Genomic DNA, 20,634 nt, shown 5'->3' with positions numbered 1-20,634 from the left:
GTTACCTTATTGAGAAAATTCTTCTTAATGGCAATAGGGTTTAAGAGTCTATTTCATTACTAAATCATGATTTGATTAACAACTTTGGATTAACGCGCAATCCACGTTTGAGTATCAATCACTTCGCCATATAGAAACTCAATCGCTGCCATGATGGTGGCGTGAGCCTGAGCAGCGGGTACTTTTGTGCCATTAAACTCAAGATCAAGCGTGGCACAGGCATCATGGACGGAAGTCGTGGTATAGCCAAAGTCTACTGCCGCACGAACGGTGGCATCGATACACATGTGGCTCATGGCGCCAATCACAGTCACTTCTTTGATACCTTGTTGATCTAATAACTCTTTCAGATCGGTCTCACGGAACGAATTGGGATAATGCTTAGTGATGACGGCTTCATTCTCTATTGGTTTTACCTTTTCATTGATCTCTACACCATCAGTACCAGGCGTGAAGATCGGGGCATCAGCAGGCATTTCATGACGGATATGAATGACGGTATGACCTTTTTCTCTCGCAGACGCAATCACCAAAGCGGCATTATCAGCGGCTTCGTTAATACCTACGAGTGATAAGTTACCTTGTGGAAAATACTCATTTTGAATGTCGACAACGATCAGTGCTTGTGTGTTCATGATAATTCCTTTTTGTTTATGGAAGTGACTGTATAGACGTATATTTTACAAGTACTATGCTACACTAACGAGTGGCTACATCGACACATAAGAGGTTAATAACGACATATGAATCAAAAACATGCTATTGAAATTGGCTTGATCGTCTATGAGAAAGCACAAATGGCCGCTGTCCTTGGCCTGACTGATTTACTGACGGTTGCCAGTAAACTCGCCGTCAAACGTCAAGATACAACAGATCTGCCTCTACAAGTGAGTCACTGGGAGATTAAGGGTGCTGAGCAGCAGCCTACTTGCACTTTTTCGAGCAATCCTGATAGCGTAGGAAAATTAACAGCCGTCATCATTCCACCCACGTTAGAAGCACCGATTGCAAAGCAAGCATCAGAACCTTGGCTAGAATGGCTAAAAGAGCAGCATTCGACAGGGGTGATACTGTCGTCCGTCTGCGCCGGTGCTTTTTTATTGGGCGAAACAGGACTACTATCTAAGCGCAAGGCAACCACACATTGGGGCTATGTAGAGGATTTTAAGCAGCGTTTCCCTGATGTGGAGCTCGATGTCGATCGCATTATTATCGAAGACGGTGATATTGTGACCGCTGGTGGTGCGATGGCCTGGACAGATTTGGGACTTAGGATGGTGGATCGCTTTCTTGGTTCTCAGGTGATGAATGAGACCGCTCGTATGTTGTTAATTGACCCCTCAAGGCGTGAACAATGTTATTACAGTGCTTTCTCACCTAACCTCACCCATGGAGACACAGCCATATTAAAAGTGCAGCATTGGCTACAAAGAACCAATGCACAAGATATTGATTTATCTACCTTAGCCAATTGCGCGCAGTTAGAAGAGCGTACTTTTCTGCGGCGCTTTCATAAGGCGACGGGCATGACATCCACAGAATATTGTCAGCGATTACGCATCGGAGAGGCAAAAGACTTTTTACAGTTCTCATCATCTCCTGTTGAGCAAATAGCGTGGAAGGTGGGTTATAGTGATGCCAGTGCATTTCGTAAAATATTTAAGCGCCTTGTTGGTTTGACGCCAAGTGAGTATCGGCGCAGATTTAATACGAATAAGGCGTGATAGGTTTAGGTAATGATTTTTTTAAAGGTAGGCACATTGACTGCTTATAAGTAAGAGTTAGATGTAATAAAACGGCCACTGATGTAGCCATAACCGTTTTATTCTTTAACTATCATTAACGGGAAGACACTCCTTTAAAACGCAGTAAACGCAATGCATTCAGCGTGACCAGTACCGTAGCACCAGTATCTGCTAGCACAGCAATCCAAAGTCCTGTCACGCCGAGCACAGTGGTTATCAGAAATATGCCTTTTAACCCAAGTGCAAATATGACATTTTGATGGATATTTCTCATGGTGGCGCGGGATAAGGCAATAAGGTTAGCAACGTCCATTACGCGGCTTTTTAATAGGGCAATATCAGCCGTTTCGATAGCCACATCCGTGCCACTTCCCATCGCAATGCCAATATCTGCCGCTGCCAAAGCGGGTGCATCATTGATACCATCACCAATCATCGCTATTTTACTATTGCTTTGCATCTCTCTGAGTAGACGTAGCTTGTCTTCAGGTAACAGCTCAGCTTGCCACTCTATATCTAACTGACTGGCTAGCGCTTTTGCCGTACGGCTATTGTCACCTGTGAGCATGACAGAGCGCACGTTCATCTTATTGAGCTGTGCAATAGCTTGCTGTGCATCTTCTCGTAACTCATCACGTAGAGCGACCAATCCGAGCGCCTCCCTCGTTTGCTCATCAAACAAAATAGAAACCGTCTTACCGTCGTTTTGTAGCGTCTCAATCTGAATCTGCTGCTCAGCTGGCAACATCACTTTCTCAGCGACGTAGACTGGTGAGCCGATGGCCAAAGAGCGTCCAGCGACAGTGGCATGAACGGCTTTGCCTGCCGTAGCAAAAGCATTAGAGGCATCCGGTATCACTACCTTAGCGGCTTTGGCATGATCCACAATAGCCCTAGCAAGTGGATGACTAGAAGCAGCATCGACGCTTGCAAATAGTGACAGTAGTTTATCGTGACCCTCAGCAGCGGTATGCGCTGTTTTAAAACCAATAACATCGGTTACCCGTGGTTTTCCTTCAGTCAAAGTACCCGTTTTATCAAAAGCGACAGTACTGACCTGACCCACCAACTCCATGACATTACCGCCTTTGATAAGCAGTCCATGGCGCGTGCCGACAGCCAAACCTGAGGCAATAGCGGCAGGTGTTGACAGCACAAGGGCACAAGGACAAGCTATCAGTAATAGCGCCAAACCGCGATATAGCCATATTCCCCATTCTGCTCCCATCAGTAGAGGTGGGATAATAATGACCAGCGCTGCAATCGCCATAACGATAGGCGTATAGTAGTGGCTAAAGGTTTCAATAAAGCGTGCAGTCGGTGCTTTGGACGCTTGCGCCTGCTCCACAAGTTCAATAATACGCGCAATCGTATTATCTGCCGCTGTTTTTTCTACGCGTATTTGTAGTACTCCATCAACGTTGATAGATCCAGCAAAGACCTCAGCGCCTATGGTTTTGGCAACAGGAACAGATTCTCCTGTCACAGGTGACTCATCAAGGCTAGATATCCCTTGAATAATCACCCCATCAGCAGAAACTCTATCACCGGGACGCACAAGCACCTTATCGTTAATCTGTAATGCAGTCGCTGCCACCTGACATTGTTGTCCTTGCGCGTCCAATAAAATAGCCGTCTTTGGCACTAGTGATGATAACGCTCTGATGCCAGCGCGCGCACGATCAGCTGCGACGCTTTCTAATAGCTCACCAACCGAAAATAGAAACACCACGGCAGCAGCTTCTTCTGCCTCTCCAATGATAAGGGCGCCGATAGCCGCAACAGACATGAGCATTTCAATTGAAAAAGGCGAACCTACTAACGCCAGTGCAAAAGCTTTACGGGCAAATGGTAGGACACCGATAGCCACAGCGGCAATAAAAACCCATGCGCCATATTCAGGTAAAATTAAAGACAACATATATGCGGCACTCATCAAAAGCCCAGTACCAATAACCTGTTTGCCTTTTACGGTTTGCCACCAGCGCTGATTATTTACCGCTGCTTGACCACCATCAATTCCCATCTCATTTTGTTGACTCGTTAACGCTGATACACCAAATCCTAAGCGCTTAATAGTCTTTTCGATTTCTTTAACGTCAGTACTCGTATCAGGTTCTAGGGTTAATTCTAGCTTTTGAGTCGAAAAGTTTAACTGAATCCCAGAGACGCCTGGCATACGTATGAGCGCCCGCTCAATTTTGCCAACACAACTGGCACAGTCCATACCTTCAATATGATATTGCATAGTTATTTATCCTCTTATTAAAAACATTATGAACCCTATAGTAGCTTCAGGGTCAAGGCTTTTAACGACAAAGAGATTTGATTTTTTATCAGCAAACCTTATAGTTACTTTATTGTTTTAGATAATAGAAAATACTATTTAAGGAGATACACATGCTAATCAAAATTGGCGAGCTTGCCACGCGCACCGGTGCGACGGTCGAAACCATTCGTTATTATGAGAAAGAGATGTTATTACCAGAGCCTGCGCGTAGCCAAGGCAACTATCGTTTGTACAATGAGGCGCATTTTGAGCGTCTACAATTTATCCTGCACTGCCGTACGCTCGATATGACTTTGGATGAAGTACGAACCCTGCTTCAGTATAGAGATAAACCTGAGGAAAACTGCGGTGAGGTCAATGTGCTATTGGATGAGCATATCGATGCGGTAGAAACACGTATGGAAGAGCTGGTACAATTAAAGCAACATCTACTAGCGTTGCGGCAAAAATGCGCAAGTGAAGCGCTAGCTGAATCCTGCGGAATATTGCATGCGCTTGCCGATAACTCCTGTCATAAATAAAGTATTCATTTTGGTAACATTATCCACTTTTCATACGTAAAAGTAGACCTATCACCAAACGCGCATGGTCAATAAATTCAAAATGATTCAGCCCATAATCCTTTCTGTTAATCGTATAGACTGCGCGTCTATCAGACTGATTCATTGCACTTGTGCAGGGAAGCCAGCCTTTGCTAAAGCAGTCGTCATCTGCTCAACACTTGCGATGGTTTCGATACTGATCACTTTGGCTGCTAAATCAATGTCAATCTTGGCGTTTGAGTCGATATCGTGAATGGTTGCTGTCACACCACGAGCACAACCGCCACATTTCATATTTACAATTAATAGTTTCATAGCCTTTCTCCAAATAAGTTTTATTTCATCACTAAGCTTAAGCCTTGTCATGATGGTAAGGCCAAACACATTTTTAAAAAACACGCTTGACCTTACCATTATGTCAACCTCTATGCTGTTGATAACAGATTGAACATGATAGAGGGTGTTATGAACTCAGAAAATAGTAAGTCTTATCTTTACAATGAAACATTGCCCATTGAAGGTATGACCTGTGCTTCATGTGTGGGGCGGGTGGAAAAAGCATTAAAAAAAGTTGAAGGTGTTGAAAATGCTGAGGTGAATCTTGCGACTGAAAAAGCCATGATTTCCTCGTCTCAACCTTTAGACCTTATCGCAGTAACCAAAGCCGTAGAACGAACCGGTTATAAGGTCTTGGCCTCTCAGCCGATTGAGCTGTCGATAGAAGGTATGACTTGTGCTTCCTGTGTTGGACGGGTAGAAAAAGCATTAAAAAAAGTCGAGGGCGTACAACAAGCAAACGTCAACCTTGCTACCGAACGCGCATGGGTACAAGGCAACGCTCAAGTACAGAGCAGCGATTTGATTCAAGCCGTTAAAAAAGCGGGATACACGGCTAAGCAGATTGAGCAGAGTGTGAGTGTTCAACAGGATAAAAAAGCCACGGAACAGCAGCAGCTGAAACGAGATTTAGCGATCTCTTTAATTCTAGCCGTGCCTGTTTTTATTCTAGAAATGGGATCACATATGATTCCAGCTTTTCATATGTGGGTCATGGATAATATCGGCACGCAACAAAGCTGGCTGATTCAATTTGTTTTGACCACGCTGGTACTTATCTTTCCAGGGCGACGTTTTTATCAAAAAGGTATTCCAGCATTATGGCGCTTTGCTCCAGATATGAATTCATTGGTGGCTGTTGGAACACTAGCGGCTTATAGTTTTTCGCTAGTCGCAACATTTATTCCACAAGTTCTACCTGAAGGCACTGTGAATGTTTATTACGAAGCGGCAGCTGTGATTGTAAGCTTAATTTTATTAGGGCGTTATTTTGAGGCAAAAGCCAAAGGGCGTACCTCTCAAGCCATTCAACATCTAGTGGGTATGCAAGCAAAAACAGCGCGTATTCACCACAATGGGCAAGTGATTGAAGTACCGATTGCAGAGGTGACCACAGAAACGATCGTTGAGATTCGACCCGGTGAGCGTGTTCCAGTCGATGGTGAAGTCGTTGAAGGTCAAAGTTATATTGATGAATCCATGATTACAGGTGAACCCGTGCCTGTCAAAAAACAAGTCGGTGATCAAGTGGTAGGCGGCACGGTCAATCAGAATGGAAACTTAAATTTTCGGGCAACTGCCATTGGAGAATCGTCGGTATTGGCGCAAATCATTCGCATGGTTGAACAGGCTCAAGGGTCTAAATTACCGATTCAGGCATTGGTCGATAAAGTCACTATGTGGTTTGTTCCCATGGTCATGCTCTTAGCGGCCCTGACTTTTGCTGTATGGTTTATTTTTGGTCCTGACCCTGCGTTGACGTTTAGTCTCGTCAACGCCGTTGCCGTCCTAATCATTGCTTGTCCCTGTGCAATGGGATTGGCAACCCCCACCTCCATTATGGTGGGTACAGGTCGCGGCGCAGAAATGGGCGTCTTATTCCGCAAAGGTGAAGCATTACAAGCGTTACAGGAAGTTCAAGTCATTGCGGTCGATAAAACTGGTACATTGACTGAAGGCAAACCAACCTTGACAGACTTTTATGTCCAACAAGGGTTCGAACGTGAGCAAGTCTTGCGCATTGTGGCATCGGTCGAAGCAAAATCTGAACATCCCATTGCCCTAGCCATTGTTCAGGCCGCAGAGCAACAAAATATTAGCTTATTACCGATTACCACTTTTCACTCTGTGACAGGATTTGGCATCAAAGCAGAAGTTGAAGGTCAAGCCGTTCATATTGGTGCTGATCGTTATATGCAGCAATTAGGACTTGATGTTACTCCCTTTAAAGACGAAGCCACGCACTTAGGACAAGAAGCTAAAACCCCTATATATGTCGCGATTGACCAGATGCTAGCAGCCATTATTGCCGTTGCAGATCCTATTAAAGACAGCACTTATGCCGCTATTGCAGGTTTACATCAACTGGGATTAAAAGTAGCAATGATTACAGGCGACAATCGCCATACTGCGCAAGCGATTGCCGCAAAATTACATATTGATCAAGTGATCGCAGAAGTGTTGCCTGATGGAAAAGTAGATGCGATATGTCAACTGCAACAACAATATGGGCGAGTGGCTTTTGTTGGTGATGGTATCAATGATGCGCCCGCTCTTGCTCAAGCTGATGTCGGACTGGCAATTGGGACAGGGACAGATGTGGCAATTGAAGCCGCAGATGTAGTGTTGATGTCGGGTAGTTTACAAGGGGTTCCTAATGCGATTGCTTTAAGTAAAGCGACCATCAAAAATATTCGACAAAATCTATTTTGGGCATTTTTCTATAATATTGCTCTGATTCCAATTGCTGCAGGGGTCTTGTATCCAGCGTTTGGAATTTTGTTGTCACCAATTTTTGCAGCAGGAGCAATGGCGCTATCCTCTGTTTTTGTGCTAGGTAATGCCTTACGCTTAAAGTATTTTCAGGTGCCAACGATTAAAGCATAGATTGTATTAAGATAGGGTTAAAGTAGCCGTTTGGCTTTAACCCTTTTTATATCAGGAGGAAAGTTATGAATATCGGTCAAGCGTCAGAGCAATCAGGAATCTCTCCCAAAATGATCCGCTATTATGAACAGATTGGGTTACTTGATGCCGCAAAACGCTCAAATTCAGGATATCGAATCTATTCTAAACAAGATATAAAAGACTTATGCTTTTTGAGACAGGCTCGTGATTTAGGTTTTTCCTCCAAACAGATGAAAGAGTTACTTGATTTGCGGAAAAATACAGATCGGCAGAGTGCTGATGTTAAACAATTGACACTGCAACATATCGCAACTTTGAACCAAAAAATAGCTCAATTGCAAGATATGGTGAGCTTATTACAGGTTTCTGCTGATCATTGCTCAGGTGATGCAAACGCCGATTGTGCCATACTAAAAGATCTTGAACAGAATAAATAAAGTAAATTAGATATAATCTTACCTGTTTTTTATGCATATCTCAGTCTGAAAAAAATGTGTCTAAAAAAATAGTTTCAGAAAAAATTAAGGCTATGGTTCCCTAGTGAGGACTTGAATCTTTGGCTGTAGGCTAATGGTATCAACGTTTTAACTCGCTGAAATAGTCACAGTGTACTTCATAGTGTACTTACCATACATATTCTATTCGTGATCGGTGCGCTATAGATGCACCGATCAAACGTTATCTTAAATGAAATTGAGCATAAGAAAGACAATTTATAAAGGGTTCATTGAGGTATATATTAATATCAATGATCCAAACTCAGGAATTAAGTCATGTTATTTTTTCATTTAAAATCATCATTTCCTATATTCAAAACGGCAATGGCTTCTGCTTTATTAATGGGTACTGTACAACTGATGACAGGCTGTGACTCACAGCCCTCATCTTCAAATAATGACGGCACTGCGCAAACGAATAATATAGATAAAGACATGGCTAAGAATGATGAGATATCTGTCAATTCGGGGCCTACAAATACGAGGGCTATGGATAAAGCACAAGCTAACGAAGCAGATATAGCTAATGAGCAAATCGTCAGCCCATCAGGGTATCAAAAACTAAGCTTCGGTCAGATGATTACTCCTGAATTGCTAAGTAGCCTAGGAATGACCAAAGCCAAGAGCGATAACGAACAATGCTATTACGTCAGTAATTCAGAACTGAGCTATGTCGATAAAGAGTACGGTGAACGCGCTTCTGTGTTATATCAAATCATAGATGGTAAAGTTGCTCTGATCAGTATTCAGGATCCAAGCATCCCGTTTTATAAAGACATCAACGTTGGTAATTTAGCCTCAGACGTTATGAAAGCACATAATGACGAGCTTAGCTACGAGGTCGATAAATATGCAGTTGATGGTGACTACTATAGCCTGATTGCTAACGTCAATTTTAAGGTGATAAAAGAAAGCCCACTTGGAGAATTCTTAAAAGACGACAATATTAAGCTTAATAATAAACAGGATAATCTGCCGCTACAAATTGAATATCATATCAAGGGTGGTCAAAAGCTGAGTGATTCTATGATTAAGGCGACTGAGTGGACAGCAGACAATAAAAACCTATTAAAAGGGGAGGTAGAAAGCATCGATATTGGTATACCAGAAGCGATTTATTTGGTGGAAGGCTGCTCTTAAAAGTTGAATATAATAACCCAGTATCTAGCTGGGTTATTAGTGAAGGGTCGCTTTGTGACTCATGCTCAATCAATGAGTTATCGCACTCTCTAAAATCGTATACGCTGCTTTGACCCTATCTGCATTGGGATAGTTTTTATTTGCCAGAATGACAATGCCTGATTTTTCGGCAGGAATATAAGCGATATAGCCACCAAACCCATTAGTAGCACCTGTTTTGTTGACCCAGACGTTGTTTAAAATAGGCGTTGGATGATTATCTGTTGTAATGGCTTGAGGCTTTAGAACCACGTCCATTGAGTTGCCTTCGAGTAAGGTATTTAGCTTAGTCGGATAAGGGTACATCTCCCATCCTAACCCTTGGGTAAAAGTGCTCGCCTGATAGTAACCCTTTCTATTATTATCTAACGCTTGCTGAATATCTTTATCCAGCGGCACCAACCGCATATTAGCCGCCATAAACTGCGTCATATCTTTAATGGTAGATTTAATGCCATAGGCTTCAGCGTCTAACATACCAGGATTGACTCGGATAGCATCGCCAGCAGTATTATAACCAAATGCATAGTCTGCCATTTTGTCATTAGGCACATTGATAAAGGTGTTGGGCATATTGAGCGACGGCAGTATTTTTTCTTCCATAAGCTGTGTGTAGTCAGTGTCCATGCTCAATGCCGATATATAACCAAACAATCCTATGCTGGCATTGGAATACAAACGCTTTGAGTTGACAGGAAAGACGGGCTGCCAAGATTTATAATAACGGAGTAACTGTTTATTATTTTTAACGTCATCAGGTACTTGTAGCGGCAGACCACCAGCTGAATAGGTGGCTAGGTTTATAAGCTTAGTATTGCCAATGGTGCTGTTTTTTAGGTAGGGAATATATTTGTCAGCGGTATCTTCTAATGTAAGTGTGCCCTTTAATTCTGAATAACTGGCTAAGGTAGCCGCAAACGTCTTACTGATTGAGCCTAGCTCAAAAATAGTGTCCTCTGACACAGGTTTGCCAGCTTTTTTATCAGCCAAACCATAATGATAGAAGTGTGATTTACCATCAATAATAATACCAAAAGCCATCCCTGAAATATCATGTTCGTTCATTAACGATCTGGCTTGCTGATCAACGGCATTTTTCAGAAGATCATCACTGTCAGCTGCATGTACGGTTCCAGACAGTAATGCTGCTGTTAATAAAGCGGTAAGTCCTACTTGATTTAAAAGGATTTGAACGGATTTTTTCATTATAGGGCTTCTTGTTTATTCTGATAGATGGGCTAAGAATTTAATGCGTATGCAAATAGCTTTTCGCTTTCAATTCGGGTATGACTTTTTACATTATCTCAGAATGCTGAATCCCCGACAATCTCAGCGACTTGTTATCATGGGTTGGATGCTTTAGGGCATACCCCAAGGGAACCAGTTATTTCACCCTTCAAACCTATTAACAGAGCACTTAAAACAGACTGCTATAATGGAACCACTTATAACAGACTATAAAAAATTTAACACGACGATATCCTGTCCTAGTTAACCAAATACCCGCCATAATATCCAAAATAATCCAGCCATAATGATGGCAATCACCAATAGCCGTTTCAGCCAATAGGGTATCAGCGGTTTTTTATAGCCTAAATCATTAAGCTGGCTGTCCACACCATTTTGTAGGCTCTTGAATCCTCGACTTTGCTTAGTTGTTTTGACGCGATTTTTTATCAGCTGTCCAGTTTCATCCTCAGTACCTTGCTCTCTATCAAAGCTAATAGCATGGTTAGGAATGCCTTGCTTGCTGGCGATAGTGTTGAGTTTTTGCTGCTGCTTCATCTTTAGTTGTGTCTCATAGGCATCAATCCTATTCTTGGCATCATCCATACTAATGTCTTCGTCTGCCGCCAAAGTCTTGATCGCCATCACTAAATTGTTTTTTTCGATCATCATGATGACGTCTCTTGGCAGCTTTGGATTGACTGATTTTGAGCTAGGGTCGGGGTTAAACATGACTGTCCTTATGGCGATATGAAAAATAGGCATCGATAGTGTTGATTATTATAACCATTTTACAGCAGTAATATTCAATCAAAAAAATACCGCAATCACGATAATGACTGCGGCATTTTAATAGCTATCCTTTATTAGTATTTCTACCAATTTTTGATGACCTATAGGTCTTTCCAGCGTTGGATCGACTCTTTGATGACTTCTTTTGCTTCTGCAACATCGCCCCAAGATTCAACGACCGTAGTACCTGGTTTTTTCAGATCTTTATAGTGGCTGAAATGGAACTCTAACTGGTTGATTAGCTGCTTTGGTAGATCCGCTAGGCTGTTATAAGCATTGCCTGTATCACGGTCGTCAGCAGGTACGACGACGATCTTGTCATCGACTTCGCCATCATCAACGAACTTCATCACACCAATGACTTTGGCTTTTAAGAAAATACCAGTTGGTAGCGGCTGCTCAGTCAGTAATAACACATCAAGCTCATCACCATCTTCGTCAAGCGTTTGCGGGATAAAACCATAGTTACAAGGCTTGGCAAAAATCTGTGGATCAATACGATCAAGCTCAAATACCGCCAGTTCACGATTCCACTCAATTTTATGGCTGCTACCAGCTGGGATTTCTACTACTACGTTGATAATGCCGCCGTCTACATCGCCTGCGTCCAAAATTTTATTAAAATCTGCCATAAAGTACTCCAATTTGCTTTTGTTTTAAGTGCTTGAATAATAAGTGATGATAAAAGAATAACGTCGCGGCACTGCGATATTATCACTGTGCCCAATATGTGCCGCCTGCGATTATAACAAGTTTGACTCAAATTTTCTCACAATGCTTAAGTCTAAGCGTGCACGATATTATGCAAAAAAAGATTATGCAAAAACGGACTCAAAGAACTCACTTGGGTGCGAGTGCGCGTAGCTCAATGAGTCCGGCATGACGCTTAGCAATGTTATCAATAAGTTTTTGGGTCACTTGCTCATAGCTTAAGGCTTCACCAGTTTGTTCATCTGACTCTTTTTGCATAGCCACAAAGTCGGATAACCGTAACATTTGCATCCCCGCATAGCCGCACGGATTAATCGCATTAAATGCGGACAAGTCACAATTTAAATTAAGCGCGATACCGTGATAGCTAAATCCATGTTTAATTTTGAAGCCTAACGATGCCATTTTTCCAAGCATAATTTTATCATCGACGGAGGTACTGTTGGCTAGTGTATCGGTATTGTCACTGTCATCCGCTAAAGATGTATCAGCATATAGATAAACACCGGGTGCATCACGGCGCGCATGGGCGCTAATGGCTGTCGTGTCTGATGAAGCAGGATTTTGCAAGCAGTCATTAATGACGTCTTCGATTGCTTGCTCGGCATGCGAGACCAAGTTGCGCACACTCCAGCCCAAGCTATTCAAATCGAACAACCAATAAATAACCAGCTGCCCGTGACCATGCCATGTCACTTGGCCGCCGCGATCCGTTTTTATAATAGGCGTATTGGTACGTTGCAAGATGTGCTTTTCTTTACCTGCTTGCCCTAAAGTATAGACATCATTGTGATCGACAATCCATAACTCGTCAGGTGTGCGCAGTCCTTGCTGTTTTTTTAAGTCAATACGCGCAAGTGTACGTGCTAGCATCGCATCGAGAGTGGGAACGTAATCGGCTGTTATTAGAGATTTGCTGATCAGTGTGTCATTAAGCTGTTGCGTGGTGTTTTGCATGAGAGTCGCAGTCTTATTGTGGTCTGGTTCGAAGAGGTGTATCACTGATATTCAGTCGTGATATCGATAGTGAGTGTAGCAGTTTTTGCGATTGGCACCCAAGATTATCTCTTGTCACGCTGTAAAACTCAACAATCAAAACACTGATAAATGCCCTAACGGAGTAGCCATAATAAGCAAAATTTCTCAGTGCTTAATATGAAATTTCTAGCATTGTGATGCGTGTTTATAGACACTTATTTCATACAGACGCAGGAGTCAACTTAATGTGCTGTTCATTGATTCGTTGATGCGCTACATTAAAGTGCAATGAATGGAATCGCATTACTTATATTCAGGGGTTGCCATCAATGTAACCCGCTGATTAGGGCGTGTCCTCAATTCAATCGATTGCTTTCTAAATGAGCTAAAAATGGCTAAATTTTGCCAAACATCGTCAAATAGCTTATTAATATCTCGATATTATTTGCGCTGCTTTCCTTGTTTGACGGCAATTTATCTCATGTTTATCACCATTTTTAAAATGAGGACAAGCCCTAGAAATACAGAGTCTCTAACCCAATAGAGTATATTGACTCCAACGCAAATGACAAGGAAGATAAATGACAGATAATAATCAAAACATGAATGAGCAGACCTCAATCGACACGGATATGTTGCAGCAACCTGTGCCAAAATCGCCTAGTATTGCTAATACGGTTGATGAGATGCGAGCGCAATTTTCACGCTTACAAACACTCAGTCGCACGCAGCCAATCAATGACTGGGCCACCCGTGAAACCCAACTAGACAGTCTAGAAGTCATGCTTAGCGATAACCAAGCCAGTTTCGCGAAAGCGATCAGTACCGACTTTGGTTATCGTAGCGAATCAGAGACCCAGTTTGCCGAGTTGTTTCCTAGCTTTACTGGTATCAGTCATGCTAAAAAGCACGGTAAAAAATGGATGAAAGTTCAGCGGGCTTCTATTTCAGCGCTGTATATGCCAGCTCATAATGAAATCCAGCCTCAGCCATTGGGCGTGGTTGGTATCATGGTGCCTTGGAACTATCCACTATTTTTAGCAGTAGGACCGATGATTGATGCACTCACTGCTGGCAACAGAGTTATGATCAAGATGAGTGAAGCGGCACCGCAGTTCGCCCAAGCATTTGCCAGTGCGATTGCTCGTTATTTTTCACCAGACATGATTTGTGTCGTACTGGGTGAGGTAGACATTGCGGTTGCTTTTAGTGAGCTGCCTTTTGATCATCTGCTTTATACGGGCTCTACAGCTGTGGGCAAAAAAGTCATGGCGGCGGCGGCTCCTAACTTAACACCCGTCACGCTCGAGCTGGGTGGTAAATCACCGGTCGTCGTGTTAGAGGGCGCAAACTTAGAAAACGCTGTCAATCGTGTGATGATGGGCAAAACACTAAATGCGGGTCAGACCTGTATTGCCCCTGATTATGTACTGATTCAGCGCCAATATCATGAAGAGTTTATCCGTTTAGCAAAAGAGTGGATGGAAAAGCACTATCCAAATATTGAGACCAATCCAGATTACTCACGTATTATCAATGGCGAGCAATTTAAGCGTGTCAAAGGCTATCTAGATGCATTATCGAGCGATGGGATCCATAAGCTCACTGATGCTGAGTCTAATATCGAAACGCGTCTAATGCCGCCTGTCATCGTGAGTGAGCCTGCCCCTGATAGTGATGTGATGCAGGACGAGATTTTTGCGCCGATTTTGCCATTGATGCATTACGATACGCTTGATGATGCCATTCATTTTGTCAACGAGCGACCACGCCCACTGGCGCTATATGTTTTTGGTGATAACTATAACGCCCTAGAGAAAGTACGTAACAATACGGTCTCTGGCGGCCTATGTATTAATGAAGTGCTGATACATGTTGCCCAGCATGACTTACCGTTTGGCGGGGTTGGCGATTCAGGAACCGGTGCTTACCATGGTAAAGCGGGATTCGAGCGTCTTAGTCATATGAAACCAGTATTTGTACAATCCAAGTTGAATGGGTTGAATTTGTTGTTGCCACCTTATGGCGGGTTGTTTAAAAAAGCCATGGCAATGTTTTTAAAATAACAAATACTAAAGCGAGCAAAGTTGACATAACTTTCGTTCAAGCAAACAAAAATACTTAATCATTGTGAGCAATCATACAAGCAACGTTAAAAATAGCATCTATTTCAATAGGTGCTATTTTTTTGTATAAAAGTAAGCGATAAAAAATTAATGAGCATTTGTCATCTTGTCTATAAATCGCTACACTTTGTAGTGAGTCTAAACGATTGCAATATTAGTTTTAGATGAAGACGTTGCCTAGTTTTCAACGACTGAATGAGCCATCAGCGACTGAATGAGTCATAAGCAGTACAGGCTTGGCGTAAACCAATAATGTTATTGACTTGGGCGTTAATTTCCATAATAAAAATTATAAATAGGACACCTTATGCGCCAATGGATTGCGTTAAGTTTACTATGCATGAGTGCGTTGTTACTGCCAGTATCGGCATCAGCAGCCTGCGAATCACCAATCAAATTTGGCGCTCTGACATGGGAGAGCGGTCAGTTCATCTCTGGGGTGCTTAAGTACATCGCTGAAGATGGCTATGATTGTAGAATTGAAGAGGTGCCGGGTGCTGGTCCTGCACTCGAAACGGCATTGTCACAAAACGACATTCAAGTAATTGGGGAGCAGTGGGTTGGACGCTCGCCAATTATGGAACAAGCCATCGAGCAGAATAAAGTGGCAGTCATCGGTGATACGCTCAAAGGCGGTGCAACTCAAGGCTGGTATGTACCCAAATATGTATTAGAAGAAAACCCAGGTCTACGCAGTTATAAAGATTTGCCTAAATATGCTGAGCTGTTTAAAGATCCTGAAGACCCTAGCAAATCACGCTTTATGAATTGTCCGTCTGGTTGGACGTGTGAGATTTTCAATACTCGCTTGCTGAAGAATACAGGTTTGGACAGTATCTTTAATAATGCCCATCCCGGCACTGGGGCAGCGCTCGACGCCGAGATTGCCTCTGCTTTTGAGCAACATAAGCCACTACTGTTTTATTACTGGCAGCCTACGGGCTTGATGGCAAAATATGACTTTGCGCCATTAGAGTTCCCTGCCCATGATGACGCTTGTTGGCAAGATTTGTTACGAGCGTATGGCACCGCCGATTGTGTGTCTGGTTTCCCTGTCTCACCTTTAGGTATCGCAGTATCTACCCCCTTTATTGAATCCAATCCAGAGCTTGCTGATGTCTTTAAAAAAGTTCAGTTTAGCTCCGATGAGCTCAATGGCGCTATCTTGGAGATGAGTGAAAATAAACGTAGTGGCGATGAGCAAGCACTAGCATTTTTGCGTAAATATCCGAGCGTTTGGCAAGCATGGTTGTCTAATGAAGCAGCCAGCAACCTTGCTGCTAAGCTAGGCATCAGCTTAACGGGCGAGGCTATCACTGCAGGTGCAACTGCCTCTAGCACTAATCGAGCGACCTCATTATCGAGCTTTCCTTCATGGTCGCTTGAAACCCCGCTTAATAACACATTGGCAAGCGTTGTCCAAAATTATGGCGATGTGTTTCGTACCGTCAGTACCATGGCGTTAACCTATCTATTGCTACCGATTGAGCATCTATTAACCACTATGCCGCCTTGGCTTATCATTGCGCTTGTGAGCGTATTGGCATGGTTTGGTGTCCGTAAAATCTGGTTTGCACTGGCATGCGCCGCAGGACTGTTTCTCATTGGTGCATTTGGACTATGGGGCGCATTGATTGATACCTTGGCACTGCTCATCGTATCAGTGTTGGTGACCGTCGTTATTGGTATTCCTATTGGCATTGCTATGTCGGGCAGTAAAATTCTTCGCAAGGTTGTGACGCCGATACTGGATGTGATGCAGACCATGCCAAGTTTTGTCTATTTGATACCCGTATTGATGTTATTTGGGATTGGCAAAGTGCCTGCGCTATTCGCCACTATTATTTATGCCTTGCCGCCACTGATTCGGCTGACGACATTGGGGATTACCCAAGTCAATCACGAGATGGTCGAAGCAGGGCGCTCGTTCGGTAGCACACACTTGCAGCTGCTCATTTGGATTAAATTGCCGCAAGCATTACCTAGTATTATGGCGGGCGTGAATCAAGCGGTGATGATGTCGCTCTCTATGGTGGTGCTCGCTTCTATGATTGGCGCACCGGGGCTTGGCGAAGATGTGTTGCAATCGATTCAAACGCTTAATATCGGTCAAGGCTTACAAGCAGGCACGGCGATTGTCATCGTTGCCATTATCATTGACCGTATCACCCAAGCATTTGGTCAAGGCAAGCGTGCTCGGCAAAAAACCATCGATGCTGGCAGGCATCCCATTGGTTAATTATCAGTGCCATGGTCGAATGTTCAACACGCCCTAATCATAATGATAACTAGAAAAATAAAAATGAGAGCCATCATGAATCATATTCAATTGGAAAATATCAGCAAGATTTATAATGCCAATAGCTCGCAAGCAAAGTCTGCATTGGCATTACTAGCAGAAGGTATGGATAGCATTCAGGTAAAGGAACAAACAGGCTATTCGGTCGGGCTTTATGACATCAATTTAAGCGTTAAAGCAGGTGAGCTGCATTGTATTATGGGCTTGTCAGGTTCAGGAAAATCAACCTTGATACGCCATATCAATCGTTTGATTGACCCAACCAGCGGTAAAATATGGGTTGATACTTCTATTAATGCTAAGCCGTCTACTATTACTAAGCCCTCCACTAATGCCAAACCCTCTGCTGATTTATTAGAAAATGGAAAGTCATCGCCTGCTATTAATATTTTAGAGCTAAATGATAAAGCGCTACAGCATTATCGCCAGCAGACACTCAGTATGGTTTTTCAGCATTTTGGTTTGGTGCCACATATGACGGCGCTGCAAAACGTCGCTTACGGCTTGCGAGTGCGAAAAATGAGTATCAAAGAACGCCACGAGGTTGCTCGGCACTGGCTTAATGAAGTTGGGCTAGCAAATTTGGAGAAAAGTTACCCTGATGAGCTGTCAGGAGGGATGCAGCAGCGTGTCGGGCTGGCGCGTGCCTTAGCAACCGATAATCCGATATTGCTGATGGACGAGGCTTTCTCTGCCCTTGATCCGCTCATTCGTGCCCAATTACAAGACCAACTACTTGAGCTACAAGCACGGCTAAACAAAACCATCGTCTTTATCACTCATGATATCGATGAAGCGATTAAGGTCGGTCAGCGGATTAGTATTTTAAATGGTGGGCGTTTGGTACAAACGGATACACCCAGTGAATTGCGCCACAACCCAGCTGATGAGTATGTGGCTCAATTTATGGGTGCTAAAATTTAATTTAAAAATAACACGACGTTGTTTTATAAAATGTTGTTTTATAAATTACACCTGCAAAATGATAGATTTCTGTCTATATCATTATTCTTACACTGTTGTTAAAAAAGTGTAGCAGCCCATTAGTTACTATTAAAGTAAACTCCATCATCGATGTATACTATTAAGATACTCTAATAGTGTATTAGCTTTGCTAAAATTTCGATTTATCCACTCTCATTGATCACGTAAGAAGACCATGAGCGAGCATAAAAACTCAGTTTATGATCGTAAGACTTCGTAAAAAGGACCTCGCATGCCGCATAAGAAAATTCGCCATAATGATCGTAGTCATACTAATAAGTTAGCGACAGACTCACCACGTGATTCATCACGTTGGCTAAAGAATGTCAGTGGCGTTGGTGTCACGACAGTGCTGAGTGCTGGCATATTAGTCGCTTGTGGACAAATGAGTAGTGCGGAGAGCAATGCAAGTAGCACGACTAAATCAGCCAAGCAAAACAGTGGAGTGACTAGCTCACGTGATATGTTGCCCTCCGATATGCTTGGGCAAATGCGAGCGCTGCCGCAATTGACAAAAGGCTTAGGTGACACGGGGACAGCAGTCATTGATCCTAATAAACCAACCTTGATTAAATTTTGGGCAAGCTGGTGCCCATTATGCTTGGGCACGTTGGCAGAAACCGAAGAATGGCGTACCGATCCCACGTTCGCTGATTTAAATGTCGTGACTGTTGTCAGTCCCGGTCATCTAAACGAAAAAGCCGATGGCGACTTTAGCACTTGGTATGCAGGCGTCCAAGCTGACTATCCAAAGCTACCAGTATTGTCTGACGCTTCAGGCGAGCTGATTAATAAGCTTGGTGTACAAGTTTATCCAAGCTGGGCGATACTCGATAAAAGCGGCAACTTGGTACATTTGGTGAAAGGTAATATATCGGCAGAGCAAGCCTATGCTCTCGCTGAAAATGCCAATAATGATTTTGCTGAGCTTAAAGCAGGGAGCGCTAAACCAGCAAATGCGCAAACCTTAGACAACAACAGCAAGATTGAAACCATCAAACAAAAAGATGGCGTTTATTATAACGATAAAGGCAAAGCGATTAATACGCGCTCAATCTATTTGGCAGGCGGCTGCTTTTGGGGCGTAGAAGCTTATATGGAGCGCGTCGAGGGTGTGGTCGACGCTGTATCAGGCTATGCCAATGGCGAGACGGCCAATCCAAGCTACGAGCAAGTGATTCGTGGCTCAGGTCATGCCGAAGCTGTCAAAGTCACTTATGATGCGGACAAAACAGACCTTGATACTATCTTAAAATACTACTTCCGCGTGATTGATCCAACCAGCCTCAACAAGCAAGGCAATGATCGCGGTGTGCAGTACCGCTCAGGCGTTTATTACACCGATAAAGAAGATAAAGCAGTGATTGATGCTGCCCTCAAACGTGTGCAAAGCCAGTATAAACAAAAAATTGTGGTAGAAAATGAGCCGCTAGACAATTTCTACTTAGCTGAAATGTACCATCAGGATTATCTGGCAAAAAATCCAAACGGTTATTGTCATGTTGATTTAAGCCTTGCCGATGATAAACCAGAAGGTACTGCGCGTACCAAGCTTGCACCTGTAAGTACCGTTGCTGAGACCTTAGATCCTAAGCGTTACGCAGGATTTGATAAAGGCGCATTGAAAAATACGTTGACCAAAGCACAATACAATATCACGCAAGATGCCGGTACTGAGCGCGCCTTTAGTCATGAATACGATAATTTATTTGCGCCGGGTATCTATGTCGATGTCGTAAGCGGTGAGCCGCTATTTTTATCCACTGACAAATATCAATCTGGCTGCGGTTGGCCAAGCTTTACCAAGCCGATTGATATGCAAGTCATTACTCAGCATGAAGACACCGCTTTTAATATGGTACGCACTGAAGTTCGCTCGCGAGTAGCAGACTCACATCTGGGTCATGTATTCCCTGATGGGCCAAAAGATCGTGGCGGGCTGCGCTATTGTATCAATGGCGGGGCGCTACAGTTTATTCCAGTCGATGTGATGCCGCAGTCAGGCTATGCGCCATTAGTGAAGTTGGTTAAGCCTGCAAAACCTTAACTATTAATACTGATAATCGACTTTATAAAAAGACGTTAAGGTAATTCTTAGCGTCTTTTTTATGATTGATGCCTTGAGCATAATTACTATCACAGCATGATGGTTCGTTTTATTATCGTTGTATTTTTGCTGTTATAGCCGTTGAATTATGAAAAACCAACCAAACTTCGTTATACTCAAAAGCTGAGCGTTTTCTATTATTACTACTTTTATCATCTAGCGCCGTAAGACCACGTCCTTCTAGGGCGTGGAT

Annotated in this window: 16 protein-coding genes; 9 read left to right on the top strand and 7 right to left on the bottom strand. The window is 43.2% G+C overall.

The window, feature by feature from the left end:
* Positions 1-89 precede the first annotated feature (89 nt).
* Complete coding sequence (locus B2575_RS12760; protein WP_296242484.1) at positions 90-635, bottom strand: cysteine hydrolase family protein; 546 nt, start codon at positions 633-635, stop codon at positions 90-92.
* Between the two features lie 108 nt (positions 636-743).
* On the opposite strand from B2575_RS12760, the gene B2575_RS12755 reads away from it, so the two are divergent.
* The gene (locus tag B2575_RS12755) at positions 744-1,724 is read left to right on the top strand and encodes a GlxA family transcriptional regulator (RefSeq protein ID WP_201605639.1); all 981 of its coding nucleotides are present in this window, start codon (positions 744-746) and stop codon (positions 1,722-1,724) included.
* A 115-nt stretch (positions 1,725-1,839) separates the two neighbouring features.
* On the opposite strand, the gene B2575_RS12750 is transcribed toward B2575_RS12755, so the two are convergent.
* Positions 1,840-3,993 (bottom strand): heavy metal translocating P-type ATPase, encoded by a 2,154-nt coding sequence (locus B2575_RS12750; protein ID WP_201605637.1) that lies wholly within the window; start codon positions 3,991-3,993, stop codon positions 1,840-1,842.
* Between the two features lie 152 nt (positions 3,994-4,145).
* Here B2575_RS12750 and cadR point away from each other — a divergent pair, with 152 nt between their 5' ends.
* Entirely contained in the window at positions 4,146-4,556 is a 411-nt protein-coding gene (cadR, locus tag B2575_RS12745) for a Cd(II)/Pb(II)-responsive transcriptional regulator (RefSeq protein WP_045452168.1), read from the top strand.
* 141 nt (positions 4,557-4,697) lie between these two features.
* Here the strand turns inward: cadR and B2575_RS12740 are convergent, their stop codons facing one another.
* On the bottom strand, positions 4,698-4,892 hold the full coding sequence (locus B2575_RS12740; RefSeq protein ID WP_045452171.1) for a heavy-metal-associated domain-containing protein: 195 nt from the start codon (positions 4,890-4,892) through the stop codon (positions 4,698-4,700).
* Positions 4,893-5,042: 150 nt separating this feature from the next.
* Between B2575_RS12740 and B2575_RS12735 the strand changes: the two genes are divergently transcribed.
* The 3 genes from B2575_RS12735 (at position 5,043) to B2575_RS12725 (ending at position 9,178) form a co-directional block, all read left to right on the top strand.
* Positions 5,043-7,520 (top strand): heavy metal translocating P-type ATPase, encoded by a 2,478-nt coding sequence (locus B2575_RS12735; RefSeq protein ID WP_296242477.1) that lies wholly within the window; start codon positions 5,043-5,045, stop codon positions 7,518-7,520.
* Positions 7,521-7,585: 65 nt separating this feature from the next.
* On the top strand, positions 7,586-7,978 hold the full coding sequence (gene cueR, locus B2575_RS12730) for a Cu(I)-responsive transcriptional regulator (RefSeq protein WP_045452174.1): 393 nt from the start codon (positions 7,586-7,588) through the stop codon (positions 7,976-7,978).
* A gap of 336 nt (positions 7,979-8,314) precedes the next feature.
* The gene (locus B2575_RS12725) at positions 8,315-9,178 is read left to right on the top strand and encodes a hypothetical protein (protein ID WP_296242475.1); all 864 of its coding nucleotides are present in this window, start codon (positions 8,315-8,317) and stop codon (positions 9,176-9,178) included.
* Between the two features lie 69 nt (positions 9,179-9,247).
* On the opposite strand, the gene ampC is transcribed toward B2575_RS12725, so the two are convergent.
* The 4 genes from ampC to lipB all read right to left on the bottom strand — a co-directional run bounded on the left by ampC (position 9,248) and on the right by lipB (position 12,904).
* Positions 9,248-10,423 (bottom strand): class C beta-lactamase, encoded by a 1,176-nt coding sequence (ampC, locus tag B2575_RS12720; protein ID WP_296242474.1) that lies wholly within the window; start codon positions 10,421-10,423, stop codon positions 9,248-9,250.
* Positions 10,424-10,708: 285 nt separating this feature from the next.
* The gene (locus B2575_RS12715) at positions 10,709-11,176 is read right to left on the bottom strand and encodes a hypothetical protein (RefSeq protein ID WP_296242472.1); all 468 of its coding nucleotides are present in this window, start codon (positions 11,174-11,176) and stop codon (positions 10,709-10,711) included.
* 161 nt (positions 11,177-11,337) lie between these two features.
* Positions 11,338-11,868: an inorganic diphosphatase gene (locus tag B2575_RS12710; protein WP_010198287.1), complete on the bottom strand. Its 531-nt coding sequence runs from the start codon at positions 11,866-11,868 to the stop codon at positions 11,338-11,340.
* Positions 11,869-12,076: 208 nt separating this feature from the next.
* Complete coding sequence (gene lipB / locus B2575_RS12705; RefSeq protein ID WP_296242469.1) at positions 12,077-12,904, bottom strand: lipoyl(octanoyl) transferase LipB; 828 nt, start codon at positions 12,902-12,904, stop codon at positions 12,077-12,079.
* Positions 12,905-13,506: 602 nt separating this feature from the next.
* Between lipB and B2575_RS12700 the strand changes: the two genes are divergently transcribed.
* The 4 genes from B2575_RS12700 to msrAB all read left to right on the top strand — a co-directional run bounded on the left by B2575_RS12700 (position 13,507) and on the right by msrAB (position 20,381).
* Positions 13,507-14,991: a coniferyl aldehyde dehydrogenase gene (locus B2575_RS12700; RefSeq protein ID WP_414707442.1), complete on the top strand. Its 1,485-nt coding sequence runs from the start codon at positions 13,507-13,509 to the stop codon at positions 14,989-14,991.
* Between the two features lie 367 nt (positions 14,992-15,358).
* Positions 15,359-17,290 (top strand): glycine betaine ABC transporter substrate-binding protein, encoded by a 1,932-nt coding sequence (locus B2575_RS12695; protein WP_296242468.1) that lies wholly within the window; start codon positions 15,359-15,361, stop codon positions 17,288-17,290.
* A gap of 75 nt (positions 17,291-17,365) precedes the next feature.
* Complete coding sequence (locus B2575_RS12690) at positions 17,366-18,274, top strand: ATP-binding cassette domain-containing protein (protein WP_296242467.1); 909 nt, start codon at positions 17,366-17,368, stop codon at positions 18,272-18,274.
* A gap of 292 nt (positions 18,275-18,566) precedes the next feature.
* Positions 18,567-20,381 (top strand): bifunctional peptide-methionine (S)-S-oxide reductase MsrA/peptide-methionine (R)-S-oxide reductase MsrB, encoded by a 1,815-nt coding sequence (gene msrAB, locus B2575_RS12685; protein WP_296242465.1) that lies wholly within the window; start codon positions 18,567-18,569, stop codon positions 20,379-20,381.
* The last annotated feature ends 253 nt before the right edge of the window (positions 20,382-20,634 follow it).

It is taken from the genome of Psychrobacter sp. UBA6739, from assembly GCF_002453835.1.
In the GTDB taxonomy this organism is placed as follows: domain Bacteria; phylum Pseudomonadota; class Gammaproteobacteria; order Pseudomonadales; family Moraxellaceae; genus Psychrobacter; species Psychrobacter immobilis_A.
The sequence above is the reverse complement of the archived record's forward strand: the minus strand, read 5'-3'. Positions and strand labels throughout refer to the sequence as shown.

Coding starts and splice junctions, on each gene's coding strand:
- B2575_RS12760 (WP_296242484.1), bottom strand. CDS start 635: ATGAACACACAAGCACTGATCGTTGTCGACATTCAAAATGAGTATTTT.
- B2575_RS12755 (WP_201605639.1), top strand. CDS start 744: ATGAATCAAAAACATGCTATTGAAATTGGCTTGATCGTCTATGAGAAA.
- B2575_RS12750 (WP_201605637.1), bottom strand. CDS start 3,993: ATGCAATATCATATTGAAGGTATGGACTGTGCCAGTTGTGTTGGCAAA.
- cadR (WP_045452168.1), top strand. CDS start 4,146: ATGCTAATCAAAATTGGCGAGCTTGCCACGCGCACCGGTGCGACGGTC.
- B2575_RS12740 (WP_045452171.1), bottom strand. CDS start 4,892: ATGAAACTATTAATTGTAAATATGAAATGTGGCGGTTGTGCTCGTGGT.
- B2575_RS12735 (WP_296242477.1), top strand. CDS start 5,043: ATGAACTCAGAAAATAGTAAGTCTTATCTTTACAATGAAACATTGCCC.
- cueR (WP_045452174.1), top strand. CDS start 7,586: ATGAATATCGGTCAAGCGTCAGAGCAATCAGGAATCTCTCCCAAAATG.
- B2575_RS12725 (WP_296242475.1), top strand. CDS start 8,315: ATGTTATTTTTTCATTTAAAATCATCATTTCCTATATTCAAAACGGCA.
- ampC (WP_296242474.1), bottom strand. CDS start 10,423: ATGAAAAAATCCGTTCAAATCCTTTTAAATCAAGTAGGACTTACCGCT.
- B2575_RS12715 (WP_296242472.1), bottom strand. CDS start 11,176: ATGTTTAACCCCGACCCTAGCTCAAAATCAGTCAATCCAAAGCTGCCA.
- B2575_RS12710 (WP_010198287.1), bottom strand. CDS start 11,868: ATGGCAGATTTTAATAAAATTTTGGACGCAGGCGATGTAGACGGCGGC.
- lipB (WP_296242469.1), bottom strand. CDS start 12,904: ATGCAAAACACCACGCAACAGCTTAATGACACACTGATCAGCAAATCT.
- B2575_RS12700 (WP_414707442.1), top strand. CDS start 13,507: ATGACAGATAATAATCAAAACATGAATGAGCAGACCTCAATCGACACG.
- B2575_RS12695 (WP_296242468.1), top strand. CDS start 15,359: ATGCGCCAATGGATTGCGTTAAGTTTACTATGCATGAGTGCGTTGTTA.
- B2575_RS12690 (WP_296242467.1), top strand. CDS start 17,366: ATGAATCATATTCAATTGGAAAATATCAGCAAGATTTATAATGCCAAT.
- msrAB (WP_296242465.1), top strand. CDS start 18,567: ATGCCGCATAAGAAAATTCGCCATAATGATCGTAGTCATACTAATAAG.